The sequence below is a fragment of the Variovorax multivorans genome (assembly GCF_051216835.1).
Classification (GTDB): Bacteria; Pseudomonadota; Gammaproteobacteria; order Burkholderiales; family Burkholderiaceae_C; genus Variovorax.
In genome coordinates this window covers 61279-76828 of the sequence record NZ_JBPJZL010000006.1, presented here as the reverse complement: position 1 = coordinate 76828, position 15550 = coordinate 61279, and the positions used below count along the sequence as shown (strand labels likewise).

The 15550-nt window shown below is 68.0% G+C and carries 14 protein-coding genes; 3 read left to right on the top strand and 11 right to left on the bottom strand.

The genetic code is table 11. The features are described from left to right. Nucleotides 1-134: 134 nt before the first annotated feature. The gene (locus ACSFCA_RS16585; protein ID WP_435460492.1) at nt 135-1790 is read left to right on the top strand and encodes a hypothetical protein; all 1656 of its coding nucleotides are present in this window, start codon (nt 135-137) and stop codon (nt 1788-1790) included. A gap of 39 nt (nt 1791-1829) precedes the next feature. Here ACSFCA_RS16585 and ACSFCA_RS16580 read toward each other — a convergent pair whose 3' ends face one another. The 4 genes from ACSFCA_RS16580 to ACSFCA_RS16565 are packed head-to-tail and all read right to left on the bottom strand — an operon-like array spanning nt 1830 to nt 5809. Continuing rightward, a complete protein-coding gene (locus ACSFCA_RS16580) occupies nt 1830-2951 on the bottom strand; it encodes a glycosyltransferase family protein (RefSeq protein ID WP_435460493.1) in 1122 nt (373 codons plus the stop codon). A 3-nt stretch (nt 2952-2954) separates the two neighbouring features. After that, nucleotides 2955-3731, bottom strand: a complete 777-nt coding sequence (locus ACSFCA_RS16575; protein ID WP_258352455.1) for a hypothetical protein — start codon at nt 3729-3731, stop codon at nt 2955-2957. After that, nucleotides 3721-4734: a hypothetical protein gene (locus tag ACSFCA_RS16570; protein ID WP_435460494.1), complete on the bottom strand. Its 1014-nt coding sequence runs from the start codon at nt 4732-4734 to the stop codon at nt 3721-3723. Before ACSFCA_RS16570 ends, ACSFCA_RS16575 begins: the two co-directional genes overlap by 11 nt. Before the next feature lie 49 nt (nt 4735-4783). Further along, a complete protein-coding gene (locus ACSFCA_RS16565) occupies nt 4784-5809 on the bottom strand; it encodes a glycosyltransferase family 2 protein (RefSeq protein WP_435460495.1) in 1026 nt (341 codons plus the stop codon). Nucleotides 5810-5905: 96 nt separating this feature from the next. Here ACSFCA_RS16565 and ACSFCA_RS16560 point away from each other — a divergent pair, with 96 nt between their 5' ends. Then, a complete protein-coding gene (locus ACSFCA_RS16560) occupies nt 5906-7249 on the top strand; it encodes a UDP-glucose dehydrogenase family protein (RefSeq protein ID WP_435460496.1) in 1344 nt (447 codons plus the stop codon). On the opposite strand, the gene ACSFCA_RS16555 is transcribed toward ACSFCA_RS16560, so the two are convergent. The 3 genes from ACSFCA_RS16555 to ACSFCA_RS16545 all read right to left on the bottom strand — a co-directional run bounded on the left by ACSFCA_RS16555 (nt 7235) and on the right by ACSFCA_RS16545 (nt 11198). Further along, a complete protein-coding gene (locus ACSFCA_RS16555; protein ID WP_435460497.1) occupies nt 7235-8374 on the bottom strand; it encodes a CaiB/BaiF CoA transferase family protein in 1140 nt (379 codons plus the stop codon). The two genes, ACSFCA_RS16560 and ACSFCA_RS16555, sit on opposite strands and share 15 nt — an antisense overlap. Nucleotides 8375-8491: 117 nt before the next feature. Further along, nucleotides 8492-9469 (bottom strand): Bug family tripartite tricarboxylate transporter substrate binding protein, encoded by a 978-nt coding sequence (locus ACSFCA_RS16550; RefSeq protein ID WP_435460498.1) that lies wholly within the window; start codon nt 9467-9469, stop codon nt 8492-8494. A 34-nt stretch (nt 9470-9503) separates the two neighbouring features. Continuing rightward, nucleotides 9504-11198 carry an acyl-CoA dehydrogenase family protein gene (locus tag ACSFCA_RS16545; RefSeq protein WP_435460499.1) on the bottom strand — a complete coding sequence of 565 codons (1695 nt, stop codon included), beginning with the start codon at nt 11196-11198 and terminating at the stop codon, nt 9504-9506. Between the two features lie 101 nt (nt 11199-11299). On the opposite strand from ACSFCA_RS16545, the gene ACSFCA_RS16540 reads away from it, so the two are divergent. Beyond that, nucleotides 11300-12199, top strand: coding sequence for a LysR family transcriptional regulator (locus ACSFCA_RS16540; RefSeq protein WP_435460500.1), 900 nt, complete (start codon nt 11300-11302; stop codon nt 12197-12199). Here ACSFCA_RS16540 and ACSFCA_RS16535 read toward each other — a convergent pair. The 4 genes from ACSFCA_RS16535 to ACSFCA_RS16520 form a co-directional block, all read right to left on the bottom strand. Further along, nucleotides 12190-13224, bottom strand: coding sequence for a serine/threonine protein kinase (locus tag ACSFCA_RS16535; RefSeq protein WP_258352463.1), 1035 nt, complete (start codon nt 13222-13224; stop codon nt 12190-12192). The genes ACSFCA_RS16540 and ACSFCA_RS16535 overlap by 10 nt on opposite strands. Before the next feature lie 33 nt (nt 13225-13257). Next, complete coding sequence (locus ACSFCA_RS16530) at nt 13258-14373, bottom strand: DUF2855 family protein (RefSeq protein ID WP_435460501.1); 1116 nt, start codon at nt 14371-14373, stop codon at nt 13258-13260. A gap of 161 nt (nt 14374-14534) precedes the next feature. Continuing rightward, entirely contained in the window at nt 14535-14960 is a 426-nt protein-coding gene (locus ACSFCA_RS16525) for an organic hydroperoxide resistance protein (RefSeq protein WP_093058675.1), read from the bottom strand. A 100-nt stretch (nt 14961-15060) separates the two neighbouring features. Further along, the gene (locus tag ACSFCA_RS16520) at nt 15061-15516 is read right to left on the bottom strand and encodes a MarR family winged helix-turn-helix transcriptional regulator (protein ID WP_435460502.1); all 456 of its coding nucleotides are present in this window, start codon (nt 15514-15516) and stop codon (nt 15061-15063) included. Nucleotides 15517-15550 lie beyond the last annotated feature (34 nt).

Sequence of the window (15550 nt, the reverse complement as noted above, 5' to 3'; positions counted from 1 at the left end):
GCCCTTTACGGCAACTTTGCGCATGCGCAGAGTCTTTCTCACTTTGAACTAAGAGTCGCTGCCTAGATTGACGCATCGCACAGAAAAGGTCGGCGAGGCGGGTTGCAGAGGGCAGGCCGGTCCTCCCGAGACCCATGACCACGAGCCGGTTCCACCACGTCATTTTTGCGGACGACTTCTTCCGCTCTCCAGCCAACGGGCTGCAGTATCACGCCGCCAACCGGCGCTTCCTCCGGGGCTTCTTCGACACCGCGCTGGGACGCCTGGGCCTGCCGATGCGCGAGATCACGCCGTTGTCGGAAGGCGGCCGCATCGACGTCGAGCGCCTGATGGACCGGCTGGAGCTGCCCTGCACACCGGCCGGCTGGGCACGCGCCTGCATCGCCAACCTGCTGCCGCTGGCCGGGCGCGAAGGCCTGCCGGTGTTCGACCCCGGCTGCCTCGTGATCGGCTGGGGCCTCACACCCGCGCTGCAGCAGTGCATAGACCGCAGCGGCGCGAGCTACCTCGACATCGAGATCGATCCGCGCCGCTTCACCGAGCATTTGCACTTCTGCGCGCGCACCAACGACCCTGTGATCGAAGCCGCGCTGCTGTCGCGCCGCGTGGACGAAGAACTGTTCTGGAACCACGCGAGCGCGCTCAAGGGCCGCTTCGCGCGCCACGGCGCGGCCTCGCTGTTCGACTCACGCCTGCGTGTGGGCCTGTTCTTCGGCCAGAGCCTGGTCGATCTGTCGCTGGTCAGCGGCGGACGCACCATGCACCCGGCCAGCGTGATCGCACCGCTGCGCGAGCTGGCGAACAGCGTCGATCTGCTGGTCATCAAGCCGCACCCTTATGAGAGCGCACTTCACGACCTGGCGCCCATCGCGCGTGCCATTCCCAATGTGGCGTGGACAAAGGAGAACACGTACGCGCTGCTGTCCGCGGCCAACGTGCATTTCGCATCCAGCCTGTCGTCGAGCGTGCTGACCGAGGCGCACTACTTTCGCAAGCCCGCGCACGCACTGATCCGCGCCGACCGCAATGCGGCCGGGTTGCTGCCCGAGGCCTGCTCTGACTGGATCCCAGTGGGCGCCGCACTGGGCGCGATGGATTTCATGGCCGCCGCCTGCGGTGCTGACGACAACAACAATGCCAAGCCGAGCCTCACGGCCTGGCCCGCGGCGGCGATCGACCGCGCCTTCCTCACGCGCTGGGGTCTCGACGATCAGACCCAGGGCCTGCCCGAAGTGTCCGAGCTGCAGATGGGTCGTTCCTACCTGTTCCATCCCGGCAGCCCCGCGATGAGCTGGCTCAGTCACGGTTGGGCGGGCTTCGACGGCGACGGCGCGCGCAGTGAGGGTGAGCTGGCCTGCCTCGTCATTCCCCTGCCTTCGCTGGCGCAGCCACTCGTGCTGTCGCACCAGCGGCCGTACCGGCTCGAGGTGAGCATCGACTACCGAAGCAACGCCAAGGCCACCAGCGTGCTCGCCATGTTCGACGGCACGGTGCTGGCTGGCCAGCGCGGCAACGGCGCGCGGCGGCGCAGCCTGGTGTTCGAGATCGAACCGACGGCGGGACGCAAGTGCCTGGTGCTGCAGTTCGTCGTGGCCGCCGGCACGGCGCGCCGCATGGCCCAACCGGCCTTCACCATCAGGAAGCTGCAGGTGTCGCTGCGCATGGGTCGGGGAGTGATCTCCGCACCGCCGAAGACGACAGCGAAGCAATGGTCCGAGATGCATCCGGTGCGTGCGATGACGCGGGTGTTTCGCGCGTTGATCGATACGGCGCGTGGGGTTCTTGGGTAGGTGGCGACGGCTGTTGTTCGCGGAGGGGAGTACCCGGTGTCATTCGCACGCACCCCGAACGGCAAGCCCGAACAGCAGCGCAGTCCAATGCTGCAGCCGTTCGATGGCCCCCTGTCGTCCCTCGGTGGCATCCGCTGCGTTAGCCGGCAACGCAAGCAACTCGCCAGCCGCAGCAGCCACGGCCCGCGCAAACTTCGGCGCATCGCCGCGCCACACCACCACACGGTGCGCCAGACCAAGCTGTGCCGCGCGCCCCGCGTTGATCGCCTGCTCCGGCTGGTCGGTCAGCAGCAACAGGATCGGCTTTCGGTAGACCGCCGCGATGGACAGCGCCGCCATGCCCGGCGCCGAAACGATGAACGCGCTGTGCGCCGCCGCCTCTATCCAGTGCTCATCGCGCGCATGCCAGTGCGGCCGATGGGCATAGCCTTCGCCGACGAGATGCGCCGGCACGCCTGCGTCGGCAAGACCCTGTTCGAGGCCGTCGGCAAGCGCCGGCTCCTGGAAGTGCGGGTTGAGGTACACGGCAGCCGCGCACTGCGCCGCATCGCTGTGGTTCACTGCATCGACCACCGCGACCGGCGTGGCCAGCCGGTGGCGGCCGTGGCCGTCGTGCTGCGGCTCGCCATAAGCGAAGTCGTGCTCGATGCGCGCGAGGCTGCGGTCGATTTGCCACGCCACGATGCCGCCGAACAGCTTTGCAATCGCGCCCGGCATCCGTCCCTTGAAATTGGTTTCTAGCGCGCGCCGCAGGCTGACGCCGTATACGTGCACGACCTTGCGCCGCCAGAACGGCAGCCAGCCCATCAGCAGCAGCGCGGGGTGGAACGAGTCGTTCACCACCAGGTCGGCTTCACGCATGCGTGCACGCAGCCGCCACACGTCGCGCAGCATGCGTTCGGGGCGGAACATGTAGTGCGCCACATTGCGGTCGGTCTCGCGGCGCAGCATGTTCTGCTGCGTGTCGAACTGCACTGCGTAATGGCGCGAGAGAACCGGCGCATCGATGCCGAAGCCGGCGAGAAAGCGCGCGCCTTCGTCCGAGGTGGTGAGCACCTGCACCTGCGCGCCGGCTGCGCGCAGCGCATGCGCGAGCAGCTGTGCGCGCATCAGGTGGCCGCGCGCGTCCGCGGTCGCGAGGTAGAGGATGCGCGGCGGCATCGCTCAGGCGTGATGCTGGTGCTGCACCGGCCGCGTTGCGCCGGGGCGCAGTCGCAGCGCAACGCCGGCGAGCCACATGCCGAGCGCGCCCGTGACGCCGAAGCCGCGCTCGGTGTCGCGCACCTCACGCATCAACTGCGCGAGTCGCGCCTCTTCATGCGGCGCCACACAGCGCTGCAAGGTGTGGCTGCACAGGCGGATGTGGCGGTCTTCATCGGCCAGCACGCGCGACAGCAGCGGGTGCAGCGCATGTTGCGGGCCGATCAGCGCGCAATGGCGCTGCAGGATGCGCGAGGCCATCTGCTCTGCCGAGAGGCCGATGGCATAGGCCGGCACCAGCCCACCGTGCGCGAAGTGCGGCGCATGGCGGCGAATGAGCGCCTGCCAGCGCGCGAGCTTGCGGCGGCTGAACCAGTCGGGCTGCGGCGCTTCTTCGGGCGATGCGGCCGCCTGCGCGTTGCCGCCGCGCTCGACGATGGCCTGCGCGAACAGCCGCGCATGGTGTTGCTCGTCGGCCAGGTGCTGGTCGAGCTGGCGCACCAGCCACTCGGGCGGGGCGATGCGCAGTTCGCGCTGCAGCGCCTGCTCGGATGATTCCTCGCCCACCAGATAGAAGCGCAGCAACAGCATCTCACCCGCATTGCTCGCATGCAGCTGGCGCAGTGCGGCGCGCTTGACGTGGTGCACGAGGCGGGCCTGCAGGGCCGGCCAGCCGCGCAAGGTGGGCGCAGAGAGGCAGTCGAAGCCGGCTGCGATGTTGTCGGCTGGCTCAGCGGCCATCGGCCTTGGCCTTCGTGGTCTGTGGTGTCTGCTGCTGCCAGCCCAGCACCAGCCCGATGAAGCTGTCCTGCAGGAAGGCGCGCGCGGCGGCATCGGCACCCGCGAATTCGCGTTGCTGGCCGTCGTAGCGCACATAGCCCTTGCCGTTGGTGGCGCCGAGCACGAGCTTCTCGTTCTTGCGGAAGCCGCGTTGCAGCAACGGCTGCAGCAGCGACTGCGATTCGAGACCGTACAGGAACAGGTCGCGCTGCACCACCTGGTGCGGAATCTGGCCGCTCAGCGCCTGCAGCTCCAGCGTCCAGTTGCCCTGCTGCATGGCTTCGGCCAGTTGCATCCCTCTGGCAGCCGGCGCATGAAAGCGCGCGCGCGCCACCGACTTCGAGGCCTTGCTCAGGCCGAGGCCGATGGTGATGTCTGCGTCCCTTGCGCCATTCGCGCGGTTGTCTTCTACCTGCACCAGCACGTTGGCCAGGCGCGCGGTCAGCGAAGGCTTGGCCAGCGCCTCGACGACCTGCTCGGCCGTGAGCAGCACGTGGTCGGTGGTTGCCTCGTTCACCACCACGATCTGGTACGGGTCGATGCGGATGTCGTTGAACTCGCCGCCCACGGGCGAGTGCGCGTGGCTGCTCACCGACCATTCGCTGCCCGAGCGGCTCAGCAGCGCATGAAAGGTCAGCGGCACGCGCTGGCCGCTGCGCGCCTGGCCTGAGCCCTGCAGCAGCACGTCGCCGACGATGGTCTTCTCTTTGTAGCTGCGCGTGTTGATGAAGCGGATGGTGTGGGCGGCGCTGTCGAGCGCGGCGCGCGTGTCGGGGTCGTCGAGGGCGAGGCGGTTGCAGTCGTTGCCGGGGCCCGCGAGTGCGGCGAAGGGGCAGCCGGCGTCGGACTTGAAGTTGAAGACGCCGCGACCGACGAAGTCGGCGGCACTCGCCAGCGTGAAGGCGCCTGCAAGCGCGAGGCCGAGCGTCAGTTGGCGAGCGATGAATGAAGAGCGAATTGGCATGTTCTTGTCTTGTTGTTCTTCTGGAGGAGAAGGAAGGTGCGGAAGGCGTTCAGGGCCGGTGATACGAAAGCGCCTGGGCATCCGCGTTGGTGCTGCCCGTGGTGTGCCACCCGATGCCGCGCGCAAACGCACCCAGCATGTCGACGGCCGAGAAGCCGAGGATCAACGCCACGCCCGCCAGCCAGCGCAGCCCGCGCAGTGGCGGCAGGTCTTGGTGGTTCAGCGCCTTCACGCTGAAACCCAGTCGAGTGAACAGCACGGCCAACGGTCCGATCGGCCCGCTTTTCGCGAGCCATTGCCAGCGCGGCGATACGTAGCTGCGCAGCAGGTGCGGCGTGAGCGAGTACGTGTCCTGCCCGCGCATCCAGCGCAGCTTGAGCGCCTCGGCGCGCGTGTCGGGCAGGCGGTGCTCGGTGTGGGCCTGCGCCGCGTAGTAGATGGGCACGCCCGCCGCTTTCAGTCGCATGCCCAGCACCTGGCAGTGCGCGCGGTACACGCCGTCGAGTGCCTGGTAGCTGTGCTGTTCGAACACGTCACGGCGGAAGGCCACGTTGTTCGCGTAGAAGTTGCTCGTCGCGCCGGCATGGTCCGCGTTGGGAAAATACATGAAGTCGATGGTCGTGAGCGCAGTGCCGACCACGTTGGCCGCATAGCTGGTGCGTCCGGCCACCACCGCTGGCGCATCGCTCCGCGTGAACGGCAGCAGCATCTGCAGCAGCCAGTCGTCGTCGGGCAGGCAGTCGGCATCGGCGAACACCACGTGTGTGCAGCGCTGCGCATCGGTGGCCTCGAAGCCGACGTTCTTGGCGTCGTAGTAGCCGGTGGTGGCGTCGATGCGCACGAAGTCGACCGGGCGGCCTGCAAGCTTGCTCACGGCTTCGCAGGTGGCTGGGCTCAGCCCGTCGTGCGTGACGACCACCTGCGCCAGCGCGCTCAGCGGCAGCTTCTGCTTCGCCAGCAGGGCGACGAGACGCTGCAGGCTGGTGCCCGCCCTGGCCTCGGCATCGGCTCCGCCGCGCAGGTTGTTGGTCTCCAGGACCAGCGCGCAACGCGCGGCAACTTGATCGGGCATCATCGAATTTTCCTGTCCGGACATAGTTTTGAAGGCTTGCATCCTGCTTTTATCGCACAACCGCGCCCGCCACCAGTGCCGTGCGCCATGGGCGCGCCCATGAAAGTCAGCATCTTCGGCGCCGGTTATGTGGGCCTGAGCTTCGCCGCCTGCCTGGCCGAAGCGGGCCACGAAGTGCTGTGCGCGGACGCCGACCTGGCCCGCGTCGAGGGTCTGCAACGCGGCCTTATGCCCCTGCACGAACCGGGCCTGGAGGCGCTGGTGGCCGCCGGGCTGGCCGCGGGAACGCTGCGCTTTACGGCCGACGAGCGCGCGGCTTGCCTGCACGGCGACGTGCTCTTCATCGTGGTGAACACACCGGCTGACGCCGAAGGCCGCGTCGACCTGCGCCATGTGATGGCCGTGGCTGCCGGCATCGGGCGGCACCGCGACCGCGAGGCGGTGGTCGTGTGCAAGTCGACCGCGCCGGTGGGCACTGCCGATCAGGTCGAAGCGGTATTGAGCGGCGAGCTTTCGCAACGCGGCGCGCGGCTTCGCATCGCGGTGGCGGCAAACCCCGAGTTCCTGCGCGAAGGCTCGGCCGTGCGCGATTGCCGGCGGCCCGACCGCGTGGTGATCGGCAGCGAAAACCCGTGGGTCATCGATCTGCTGGCCCGGCTCTACGAACCCTTCATCGAGGACCCGAAGAAGCAGTTGCTGGTGATGGACCGCCGCTCGGCCGAGCTCACCAAGTACGCGGCCAACGCCATGCTCGCCACCCGCATCAGCTTCATGAACGAGATGGCACGCCTGGCCGAGCATGCGGGCGCCGACATCGAGATGGTGCGGCGCGGCATCGGCGCTGACCGGCGCATCGGGCCCGACTTCCTGCAGGCGGGTGCGGGCTATGGTGGCTCGTGCCTTGCGAAAGACGTGCGGGCGCTGAGGTACGCGGCCGACCGCGACGGCCATGCCTTGCGCATCCTCTCGGCGGTCGAGGCCACGAACCACGAGCAGAAGAGCCGACTGTTCGACCTGATGACGCACCACTTCGAAGGCCGCATCGCAGGCAAGACCATCGCCATATGGGGCCTGGCCTTCAAGCCAGATACCGACGACATGCGCGATGCGCCGAGCCTCGTGCTGCTGGAGCGGCTGCGGGCTGCCGGTGCGCGCGTGCAGGTGTACGACCCGGCGGCAATGCCGAACGCACGCGGCCTCATCGGCGAGCGCGAAGACCTGCGTTGGTGCGCCACGTCGCAAGACGCGCTGCAGGGCGCCGATGTGCTGGCGCTCGTCACCGAGTGGGCGGAGTTCCGGCGGCCTGATTTCGCGGGCATCGCGAAGGCACTGCGCACGCCGGCGATCTTCGATGGCCGCAATGTCTACGACGCGGCAGAGGTCGAGTCTGCGGGCATCGCGTATTACGGTATCGGCCGCGGCCGGTCGTCACTGCTCCATTGAATCGTCCAGCGGCAGGAAGGCATCGCCCGGCGTGAGTGGCGCATGCCGGTAGCTTGCCGGCGTGCGGCTCAGCTTCACCGGCGCGCCGATGCCGCGATAGCCGCCGGGCATCTCCACCACCATCTCGCGGTGCAGCGTGTGCGGATGCTGCAGTGCGGCATCGACCGGCAGCACCGGCGCGGCAGGCACGCCGGCCGCCATCAGTTGCTCGACCAGCGCGCGGCCGTCGAAGGCCGCCATTGCCGCCTCGAGCTGCTGCTTGAGCCCGTCGCGGTGCACCGAGCGCGCGCCGGCCGTGCGGTAGAGCGGGTCGTCCGCCAGATCGGGCAGCCCGATGCAGCGGCACAGGCTGGCGAACTGCCGGTCGTTGCCCACGGCCACGAACACCGGGTCGGTGCCGGTGGCCAGCGCGTCGTAGGGATAGATGTTCGGATGCGCATTGCCGGTGCGGCGCGGCTCGGTGCCGTCCATGAACCAGTTGGCCGCGTGCGGATGCAGCAGCGACAGGCCGCTGTCGTACAGCGCCGCCTCCACGAACTGCCCGCGCCCGCTGCGCTGGCGCTCCTGCAGCGCGAGCAGCACGCCGATGACCGCGTTGAGCCCAGTCACCATGTCGACCACCGGCAGGCCCACGCGCAGCGGACCGCCATCGGCCTCGCCGTTGATGCTCATGATGCCGGTCATGGCCTGCACGGCGGCGTCGTAGCCCGGCAGCGCGCCCAATGGTCCGTCGGCACCGAAGCCCGACACGCGGCACCACACGAGGCGCGGAAAGCGCTGCGACAGCGCCTCGTAGCCGATGCCCCAGCGTTCCATCGTGCCGGTCTTGAAGTTCTCGATCAGCACGTCGGCCTCGGCCACCAGCGCGAGCAGGGCAGTGCGGCCTTCTTCGGTGGAGAAGTCGAGGTGCTGCACGCGCTTGTTGCGGTTGAGCCCGTGGTAGTACGAGGCCACGCCTTCCCTGAAAGGCGGGCCCCAGGTGCGCGTGTCGTCGCCCTGCGGCGGCTCGACCTTGAGCACGTCGGCCCCATGGTCGCCGAGGATCTGGCCGCAGTAGGGGCCGCCGAGGATGCGGGAGATGTCGAGGACTCGGATGCCTGCGAGGGCGCCTTGGGCTTGTGTCATTTCTGGTCCTTGGATTTATTTTGTTCGTTCATTCGGGGCGAGTGCACAGGCCACCGGGTACTCCCCTCCGCGAATGTCCCCCGTCGGCGTGAGCGCGCCCCGAACAACGCAGCTCCATCAATCGAGCTGCGCCCCCGATTTCTTCACGACGTCTTTCCACTTCACCGACTCGCTGCCGATGAACGCCCCGAGCTTCTGCGGCGATGTATCGGCCGAGGCCTCGAGGCCCTGCGCCGCGAACATCTGCTTCACCTTGGGGGAATTGAGAACTTCGGCGAAGGCGTGGTTGAGCTTGCTCACGCGATCTGCCGGCGTGCCGGCCGGTGCGACGATGCCGAAGAACACGCTCACGTCGTAGCCCTTGTAGCCCTGCTCCGAAATCGTCGGTACGTCGGGCAGCGCCTGCGAGCGCGCGACGGTGGCTACGCCCAGTGCGCGCAGCTTGCCGGCCTTGACGTAAGGCAGCGCGGTGAGGATGTCGGTGAAGGTCATGCTGACCTGGTTGCCCAGCAGGTCGTTGAGCGCGGGGCCAGTGCCCTTGTAGGGAATGTGCTGCAGGTCGGTGCCGGCCACCGAGTTGAACAACACGCCCGCGAGGTGCGACGACGCGCCGTTGCCCGACGATGCATAGCTGAGCTTGCCGGGGTTGGCCTTGGCGTAGGCCACGAGTTCCGGCACGGTCTTTACGGGCAGCGCGGGGTTCACCACCAGGATGTTGGGCAGGTAGCCGACCTGGATCACCGGCGAGAAACTCTTCACCGGGTCGTAGTTGATCTTGCGGTAGAGGCTCGCGTTGATGGCCAACGGGCCCGAGGTGCCGAACAGCAGCGTGTGGCCGTCGGCCTCGGCGCGCGCCACGTACTCGGCGCCGATGTTGCCGCCCGCGTCTGCGCGGTTCTCCACGATCATGGGCTGGCCGAGTCGATCCTTCATCTCGGCGGCGAGCGTGCGCGCCATCGCGTCGGTGGGGCCGCCGGGTGGGAAGGGCACGACCAGCATCAGGGGCTTGGTGGGGAAGGCGTCGGCCGCATGTGCTGCGGGCATTGCTGTCAGCAGCGTGGCGCAGGCGGCCAGCAGGAAGGTGAAGCGTTTCAAGGGATGTCTCCGTTTTTGTATGAGGGAAAGAGGCTCAGGCCGGCACCGTCGTGGATTGAACGGTGGCGGCATTCCAGTCCGCGGGCATGGCATCGGGCGACAGCGGATCGCGCGGCAACACGCGGTGCAGCAGCACCAGTTGTGCCCAGCGCAGGCGCGGTGCGGAGCCGCTGCGCGCAGCCTCCCAGGCCATCGCGATGGCGCTGGTGCAGTGATAAAGCGCCGATGCGGCCTGCCGCGCGAGCACGTCGCCGCCTTCACGCGCGGCAGTCTCGGTCAGCGCGGCGGCGCGGTCGAGCGCATCGTGCAAGGCCTTCGCAAAGCCAGGAGCGAGCGCCGCATCGCCCAGCAGCTTTGCGCAGTGCGCACGCAGTACCGGCAGCGAGCCTTCGCGCTTCACCGCACGGATCACGTCGAGCGCCACGATGTTGCTCGTGCCTTCCCAGATCGAGCCCAGGTGCGCGTCGCGCACGAGGCGCGCGTCGCTCCATTCCTCGATGTAGCCGCAGCCGCCACGCACTTCCATCGCGTCGCCCGTGACCTTGCGCGCATCGCGGCAGGCGCGGAACTTGATGAGCGGCGTGAGGATGCGCAGTAGTGCGTATGCATCGGGCTCGGCCGCGTCGGAACGGGCCAGCGCCAGCGCCGTCTGGCACACCATCGTGCGCGCCTGTTCGGCCGGCAGGCGCAGCTTGTCGAGCTGGCGCTGCATCAGCGGCATCTGGTCGAGCGTGCGGCCGAAGGCGCGGCGCTCCGATGCGATGAACTCGGCCTCGGCCACCGCGCGGCGCATCAGGCCGGCGGCGCGCACGCCGTTCGACAGGCGCGAGTTGTTGACCATGTCGGCCATCTGCACGAAGCCGCGGCCCGCTTCGCCCACAAGGTACGCGACCGCGCCTTCGAGGCGAATCTCGCCGCTGGCCATCGAGCGCGTGCCCAGCTTGTCCTTCAGCCGGATGATTCGGTAGTGGTTGAGGCTGCCATCTTCGAGCCGGCGCGGCAGCAGGAACAGCGACACGCCCTTCATGCCGGGCAGGCCGTCATCGGCACGCGCCAGCACCATCGCGAAGTCGGCGTCGGGGTTGGAGCAGAACCACTTGTCGCCCGTGAGGCGCCAGCTGCCGTCGGCTTCCTGGTGCGCCATCGTGGCGGTGGCGGCAATGTCTGAGCCGGCCGCCTGCTCGGTCATGAACATCGCGCCTTGCGCCAGCTCGTCGAAGTCGAGCGAGCTCAGGCGCGGCAGGTATTTGGCGACCAGCTCCGGGTTGCCGAACTTCTTCAGCGTGCGTGTGAGCGAATCGGTCATCGACACCGGGCAGCACAGGCCGAACTCGGCCTGCACGAACAGGTAGGTCAGCACGTACTTGACCAGCGGCGGCATCTTGCCCTTCCAGCCCAGCGTGTCGTCGCGATGCGAGATGGCGGCCAGGCCGAATTCGCTGAGCGCCAGGCGTTCCATTTCGACGTAGGCGGGGTGCTTCACCACCTTCTGCTCGTCGAGGCCGGTGCGCGTGCGCTGCTTCAGCACGGGCGGGTTGCGGTCGGCGGTGCCGGCCAGCTCGTCGAGCAGGCCGCCCGCGAGGCCGCCCAGGCGCTCGAAGTGCGGCTGCATGTGGCGGCGCAGGTCTTCGGGCAGGTAGAGCGCGAGCAGGGCGTGCAGCTCGGCGTCGGTGGTGAACAGGTTCTGGCCGTGGCGATCGGGGATCGGATGGGCGTGCTCTGCGGACATGCGCTTTGTCTCCATGGTTTCCTTGGTTTGGCGCATTGTTGAAGTCGCGACGATCCGTGTCTAATATCGATTTGGTCTTGTTCGATTCGATCTGACTATCCATGGAACTGCGGCACCTGCGCTACTTCTCCGTGCTCGCCGAAGAACTGCACTTCGGGCGGGCGGCGCGGCGCCTGTCGATCTCGCAGCCGCCGCTGTCGGTGGCGATCCGACAGCTGGAAGACAACGTGGGCGCGCGGCTGTTCGAGCGCAACAGCAAGGAGGTGCGGCTCACGCCCGCCGGCGAGGCGCTGCGCATCTCGGCGCGGCGCGTGCTGCTGCAGGCGGAAGAAGCCGCCATCGAGGCGCGCGACGTGGCGCTGGGCTCGGCCGGGCGGCTGCGCATCGGCTTCGTGGGCGCGATGCTGTACCGGGGCCTGCCGCAGGCGCTGCGTGCCTTCCAGGCGAAGCACCCGGCGGTGCGCATCACGCTGAGCGAGCTCAACTCCGGCGTGCAGATCACCGAGTTGCTGAACGACCGGCTGGACATCGGCTTTGCCCACACGCGCCGCGTGCCGCTCGAACTGCAGCACCGGCTGCTGCTGTCCGAACCCTTCGTGGCCTGTCTGCCGGCGGGGCATGCGCTGGCGCGCAAGCGGGTGCTGGCGCCGGCCGACCTGCGCGACCAGCCCTTCGTGCTGTTCTCGCGCGAGGCCTCACCCGACTACCACGAGCGCATCCTGTCGATCTGTGCCGACGCGGGCTTTCTGCCCGAGGTGCGGCACGAGGTGCGCCATTGGCTGGCCGTGGTCTCGCTGGTGTCGCAGGGCATGGGCGTGGCGCTGGTGCCGCAGGCGATGCGGCATTCAGCCCTGCGCGGCGCAGTGTTCAGGCCGCTCGACCGGGTGGTGGCGCAGTCGGAGGCCTATGGCATCTGGCGCAACGGACCGGCCAATGTGCTGGTCGAGCGTCTGCTGCAGGGCGTGGCGGACAGCATTGCCGCCGAGCAGGCTCAGGCGTAGAGGGGCTCCTCAGCCATCTGCTCGCACTGGTCTTCCAGCACGAGGATCTGCCCCTTCCAGTAGTCGCTGGAGCCGAACCACGGAAAGTTGATCGGGAAGATCGGGTCTTCCCAGCGCCGCGCCAGCCAGGCGCTGTAGTGGATGAGCCGCAGCGTGCGCAGCGGCTCGATCAGCGCCAGCTCGCGGCGGTCGAACTCGCGGAACTGCTCGTAGCCGTCGAGCAGGCCCGACAGCTGCGACGTGCGCTGCGCGCGGTCACCCGACAGCAGCATCCACAGGTCTTGCACCGCGAAGCCGGTGCGCGCGTCGTCGAGGTCGACGAAGTGCGGGCCGCCGCCGGGGCGGTCGGTGGGCGTCCAGAGGATGTTGCCGGGGTGCACGTCGCCATGCAGGCGCAGCTTGCGGGGCTTGAAGTCGGAGGCCGGCGGCTGCAGCGCGAGGGCGGTCGCGCGGACCATGTCCAGTGCCTCGTTGCAGGTCTTTTCCCAGTCGCGCTGCATGTCGAGCGGGATCTTGTCGTTCTCCAGCAGCCAGTCGCGCGAGTCGAGGCCGAAGGTCTGCAGGTCGAGCGCGGGGCGGGCCTCGAAAGGCTTTGCGCTGCCCACGGTGTGGATGCGCGCCAGAAAGCGGCCGACCCATTCGAGCACTTCGAAGTTGTCGAGCTCGGGCGCGCGGCCGCCGCGGTAGGGGCTCACGCTGAAGGCGAAGCCGGCGTGGTGGTGCAGCGTCTTGCCGTCGAAGGCCAGCGGCGGCACGGCCGGCACTTCGCCGGCGGCCAGTTCGAGCGAGAAGCCGTGCTCTTCGAGGATCTCGGCTTCGCTCCAGCGGCCGGGGCGGTAGAACTTGACCACCACGGCACTGCGATCCTCCAGGTAGACCTGGTAGACCCGGTTTTCATAGGAGTTCAGGCCTGTGAGCCGGCCGTCGCCGTACAAGCCGAGCGTCGCGAGCGCGTCGAGCACCACGTCTGGCGTGAGGCTCTCGTAAGGATGTGTGTTCGCGGGCGCCGCGGAAGAAAGGGTCATGCGGCGATTGTCGCCACACGGCGCCCCGCGGGCTCACGCGTTCGCAGGTTGTTTGTAAAGAGAAAGGATATGGCCCGTGCGCGGGTCGCCCTTGCCCGCGAGCACCTGCGCGTAGGCGGCTTGCACCGCCTCGCCGCCATCGTGGTGTTCGGCGTGCAGCCAGGGGGCCTTTGCATCGGTGACGGTGGCCAGGAAGTTGTGCCAGGCCGCGACCATGCGGCGCCCGAACTCCTCGGCGCCCCATTCGGTGGTGCGCTTCTTGATCTGTGCCGGCGCGAAGAACAGAGTGGCGCGCGGGCCCGACAGTTCCTTGCCCGCGCCCTTGGTCGCAAGCTGCTCGACGTGCGTGCCGCCGATGGAACTGCTGTACGCGAGGTTCGCGAAGCGTTCGTGGATGGCGTTGCGCAGCGCGCCGTTGCCGGCGAAGTCGACGTACACGCAGGGCGTGTCGGCCGCGATGGTGTCGAGCGCGTCGTAGGTCACCACGCGGTCGTAGCAGCCGAGGCTTTCGCAGAAGGCCACGTTGGCGGGCGAGGTCAGGCCGATCACCTCGATGCCTTCGCGCTGGTGCAGCTGGAAGGCAGTGCCGTAGGCCGTCTTGCTCGATGCGCTCGACAGCAGCATGGTCTTTGCGCCGAAGAAATCGTTGTCGGCCATGAAGTCGTCGATCAGCCACGAGGTGATGAACAGCGGGCGCAGCAGGGCCTGGGTGTCTTCGGTGTCGGCCGTGTAGAGCGGGTCGCTCGTGCAGCGGAAGTACTGGTTGTAGACCGCAGGCAGTTCCGCGCGGTGCGGCGCCACGTCGGTGAAGCGCTCGGGCGAGAGCCGTCCGGGGCTCAGCACCGTGGCCGAGGCCATCGGCCAGTAGCCGTAGAGCCGCTCGCCCACCGCCACGCCCGGGTGCAGCGACTGCACCACGCTCGCAAAGCCCCACACGGGGATGCTGCCCCAGCCTTCTTCGCCGCTCGGGAAGAACTGCCAGTAGCTCATCGCGTCGCCGAAGGCGGCATACGTGATGTTGTTGGAGGTGAGCGCAAAGCTGTCGATGCGCACCCGCACCTGGCCGTCGGCGAGCGCCTCGTCGGTGGCGGTGTGCAGGCGCGTGGTGGTGAGCTGGTCTTTGCGGATGAGGAAGCTGGTGGTGCTCATGAGCGGGGCTCCTGGCAGTTGGTGTCCAGCTACGTTAGCCAAGCTTGATGAAAGGCGCTATCTCGCGGCGGGTTTTGGCGTCACCCGTGAGACATCGGCGGGCATGAAAAAAGCGGCCCGGCTTGTGGCCGGACCGCTTGTTCGCGTGTGCTCGGGGGAGCTTAGGCGATGGTGAGTTCGACGTCGATGTTGCCGCGGGTGGCGTTCGAGTACGGGCAAACCTGGTGAGCGGTGTCGACCAGCTTTTGCTTGGCATCTGCATCCAGGCCGGGCAGCGTGATCGCCAGCTTCACGGCGATGCCGTAAGCAGCGCCGCCGTTCGTCGGGCCAAGGGAAACGCTGGAGTCGATGGCGACGTCTTCAGGCACCTTCACGCCGATCTTCGGGCCGACGGCCTTCATCGCGCCGATGAAGCAGGCAGCATAGCCGACCGCGAACAGCTGCTCGGGGTTGGTGCCGGGCTTGCCGGAACCGGGCGAGCTCAGCTTGACGTCGATGGCGCCGTCGCTGGACTTGCCTGCGCCGTCACGGCCGCCGACGGTGTGGGCTTCTGCGGTGTAGAGAACTTTGTCGAGCTTGGTGGTCATGGTGATTCCTTTGGTGATGATGAAACGGAGGGAGGGTGGTGAAAGGCTTCGTTCTCTCTTGACGGGATCGACCGAAGCGGGAGAAAAATGTTGCGCTGCGTCAGGCTGCCTTCTTGATGCGGTCGCGCAGGGTCTGGATCTGCTGGGTAAGCGAAATAAGTTCGGGCACCGAGCACTGGGCTGCGGCCATCAGGCAGGCCGGCACGTTCGATGCGCGGCTCTTGAGCCTGCGGCCGGCAGATGTCAGCGTGATGTGCACGCGGCGTTCGTCGGCCACGTCCCGAACGCGGGCCACGTAGCAGTTGGCTTCGAGGCGCTTGAGCAGCGGCGTGAGCGTGCCCGAGTCGAGCGAGAGCTTCTCGCCGAGCTCGGAGACCATGAGGCCGTCTTGTTCCCAGAGGGCGAGCATCACGAGGTATTGGGGGTAGGTGAGCTGCAGCTTTTCCAGCACCGGCTTGTAGAGCCGTGTCATGGCCAGCGAGGCGGAGTACACGGCGAAACACAGCTGGTTGTCCAGCTTGAGCATTTCGTCGGCAGGGACTGGGGTGGAGCGCATGGGCTGAATTGTAGCGAGCAATTAGATTGTGTGC

What these genes read in the sequence shown, in the direction of transcription:
- ACSFCA_RS16580 (WP_435460493.1), bottom strand. Translation starts at nt 2,951, where the DNA reads ATGCCGCCGCGCATCCTCTACCTCGCGACCGCGGACGCGCGCGGCCAC.
- ACSFCA_RS16530 (WP_435460501.1), bottom strand. Translation starts at nt 14,373, where the DNA reads ATGAGCACCACCAGCTTCCTCATCCGCAAAGACCAGCTCACCACCACG.
- ACSFCA_RS16525 (WP_093058675.1), bottom strand. Translation starts at nt 14,960, where the DNA reads ATGACCACCAAGCTCGACAAAGTTCTCTACACCGCAGAAGCCCACACC.
- ACSFCA_RS16575 (WP_258352455.1), bottom strand. Translation starts at nt 3,731, where the DNA reads ATGGCCGCTGAGCCAGCCGACAACATCGCAGCCGGCTTCGACTGCCTC.
- ACSFCA_RS16545 (WP_435460499.1), bottom strand. Translation starts at nt 11,198, where the DNA reads ATGTCCGCAGAGCACGCCCATCCGATCCCCGATCGCCACGGCCAGAAC.
- ACSFCA_RS16535 (WP_258352463.1), bottom strand. Translation starts at nt 13,224, where the DNA reads ATGACCCTTTCTTCCGCGGCGCCCGCGAACACACATCCTTACGAGAGC.
- ACSFCA_RS16585 (WP_435460492.1), top strand. Translation starts at nt 135, where the DNA reads ATGACCACGAGCCGGTTCCACCACGTCATTTTTGCGGACGACTTCTTC.
- ACSFCA_RS16565 (WP_435460495.1), bottom strand. Translation starts at nt 5,809, where the DNA reads ATGATGCCCGATCAAGTTGCCGCGCGTTGCGCGCTGGTCCTGGAGACC.
- ACSFCA_RS16555 (WP_435460497.1), bottom strand. Translation starts at nt 8,374, where the DNA reads ATGACACAAGCCCAAGGCGCCCTCGCAGGCATCCGAGTCCTCGACATC.
- ACSFCA_RS16560 (WP_435460496.1), top strand. Translation starts at nt 5,906, where the DNA reads ATGAAAGTCAGCATCTTCGGCGCCGGTTATGTGGGCCTGAGCTTCGCC.
- ACSFCA_RS16520 (WP_435460502.1), bottom strand. Translation starts at nt 15,516, where the DNA reads ATGCGCTCCACCCCAGTCCCTGCCGACGAAATGCTCAAGCTGGACAAC.
- ACSFCA_RS16570 (WP_435460494.1), bottom strand. Translation starts at nt 4,734, where the DNA reads ATGCCAATTCGCTCTTCATTCATCGCTCGCCAACTGACGCTCGGCCTC.
- ACSFCA_RS16540 (WP_435460500.1), top strand. Translation starts at nt 11,300, where the DNA reads ATGGAACTGCGGCACCTGCGCTACTTCTCCGTGCTCGCCGAAGAACTG.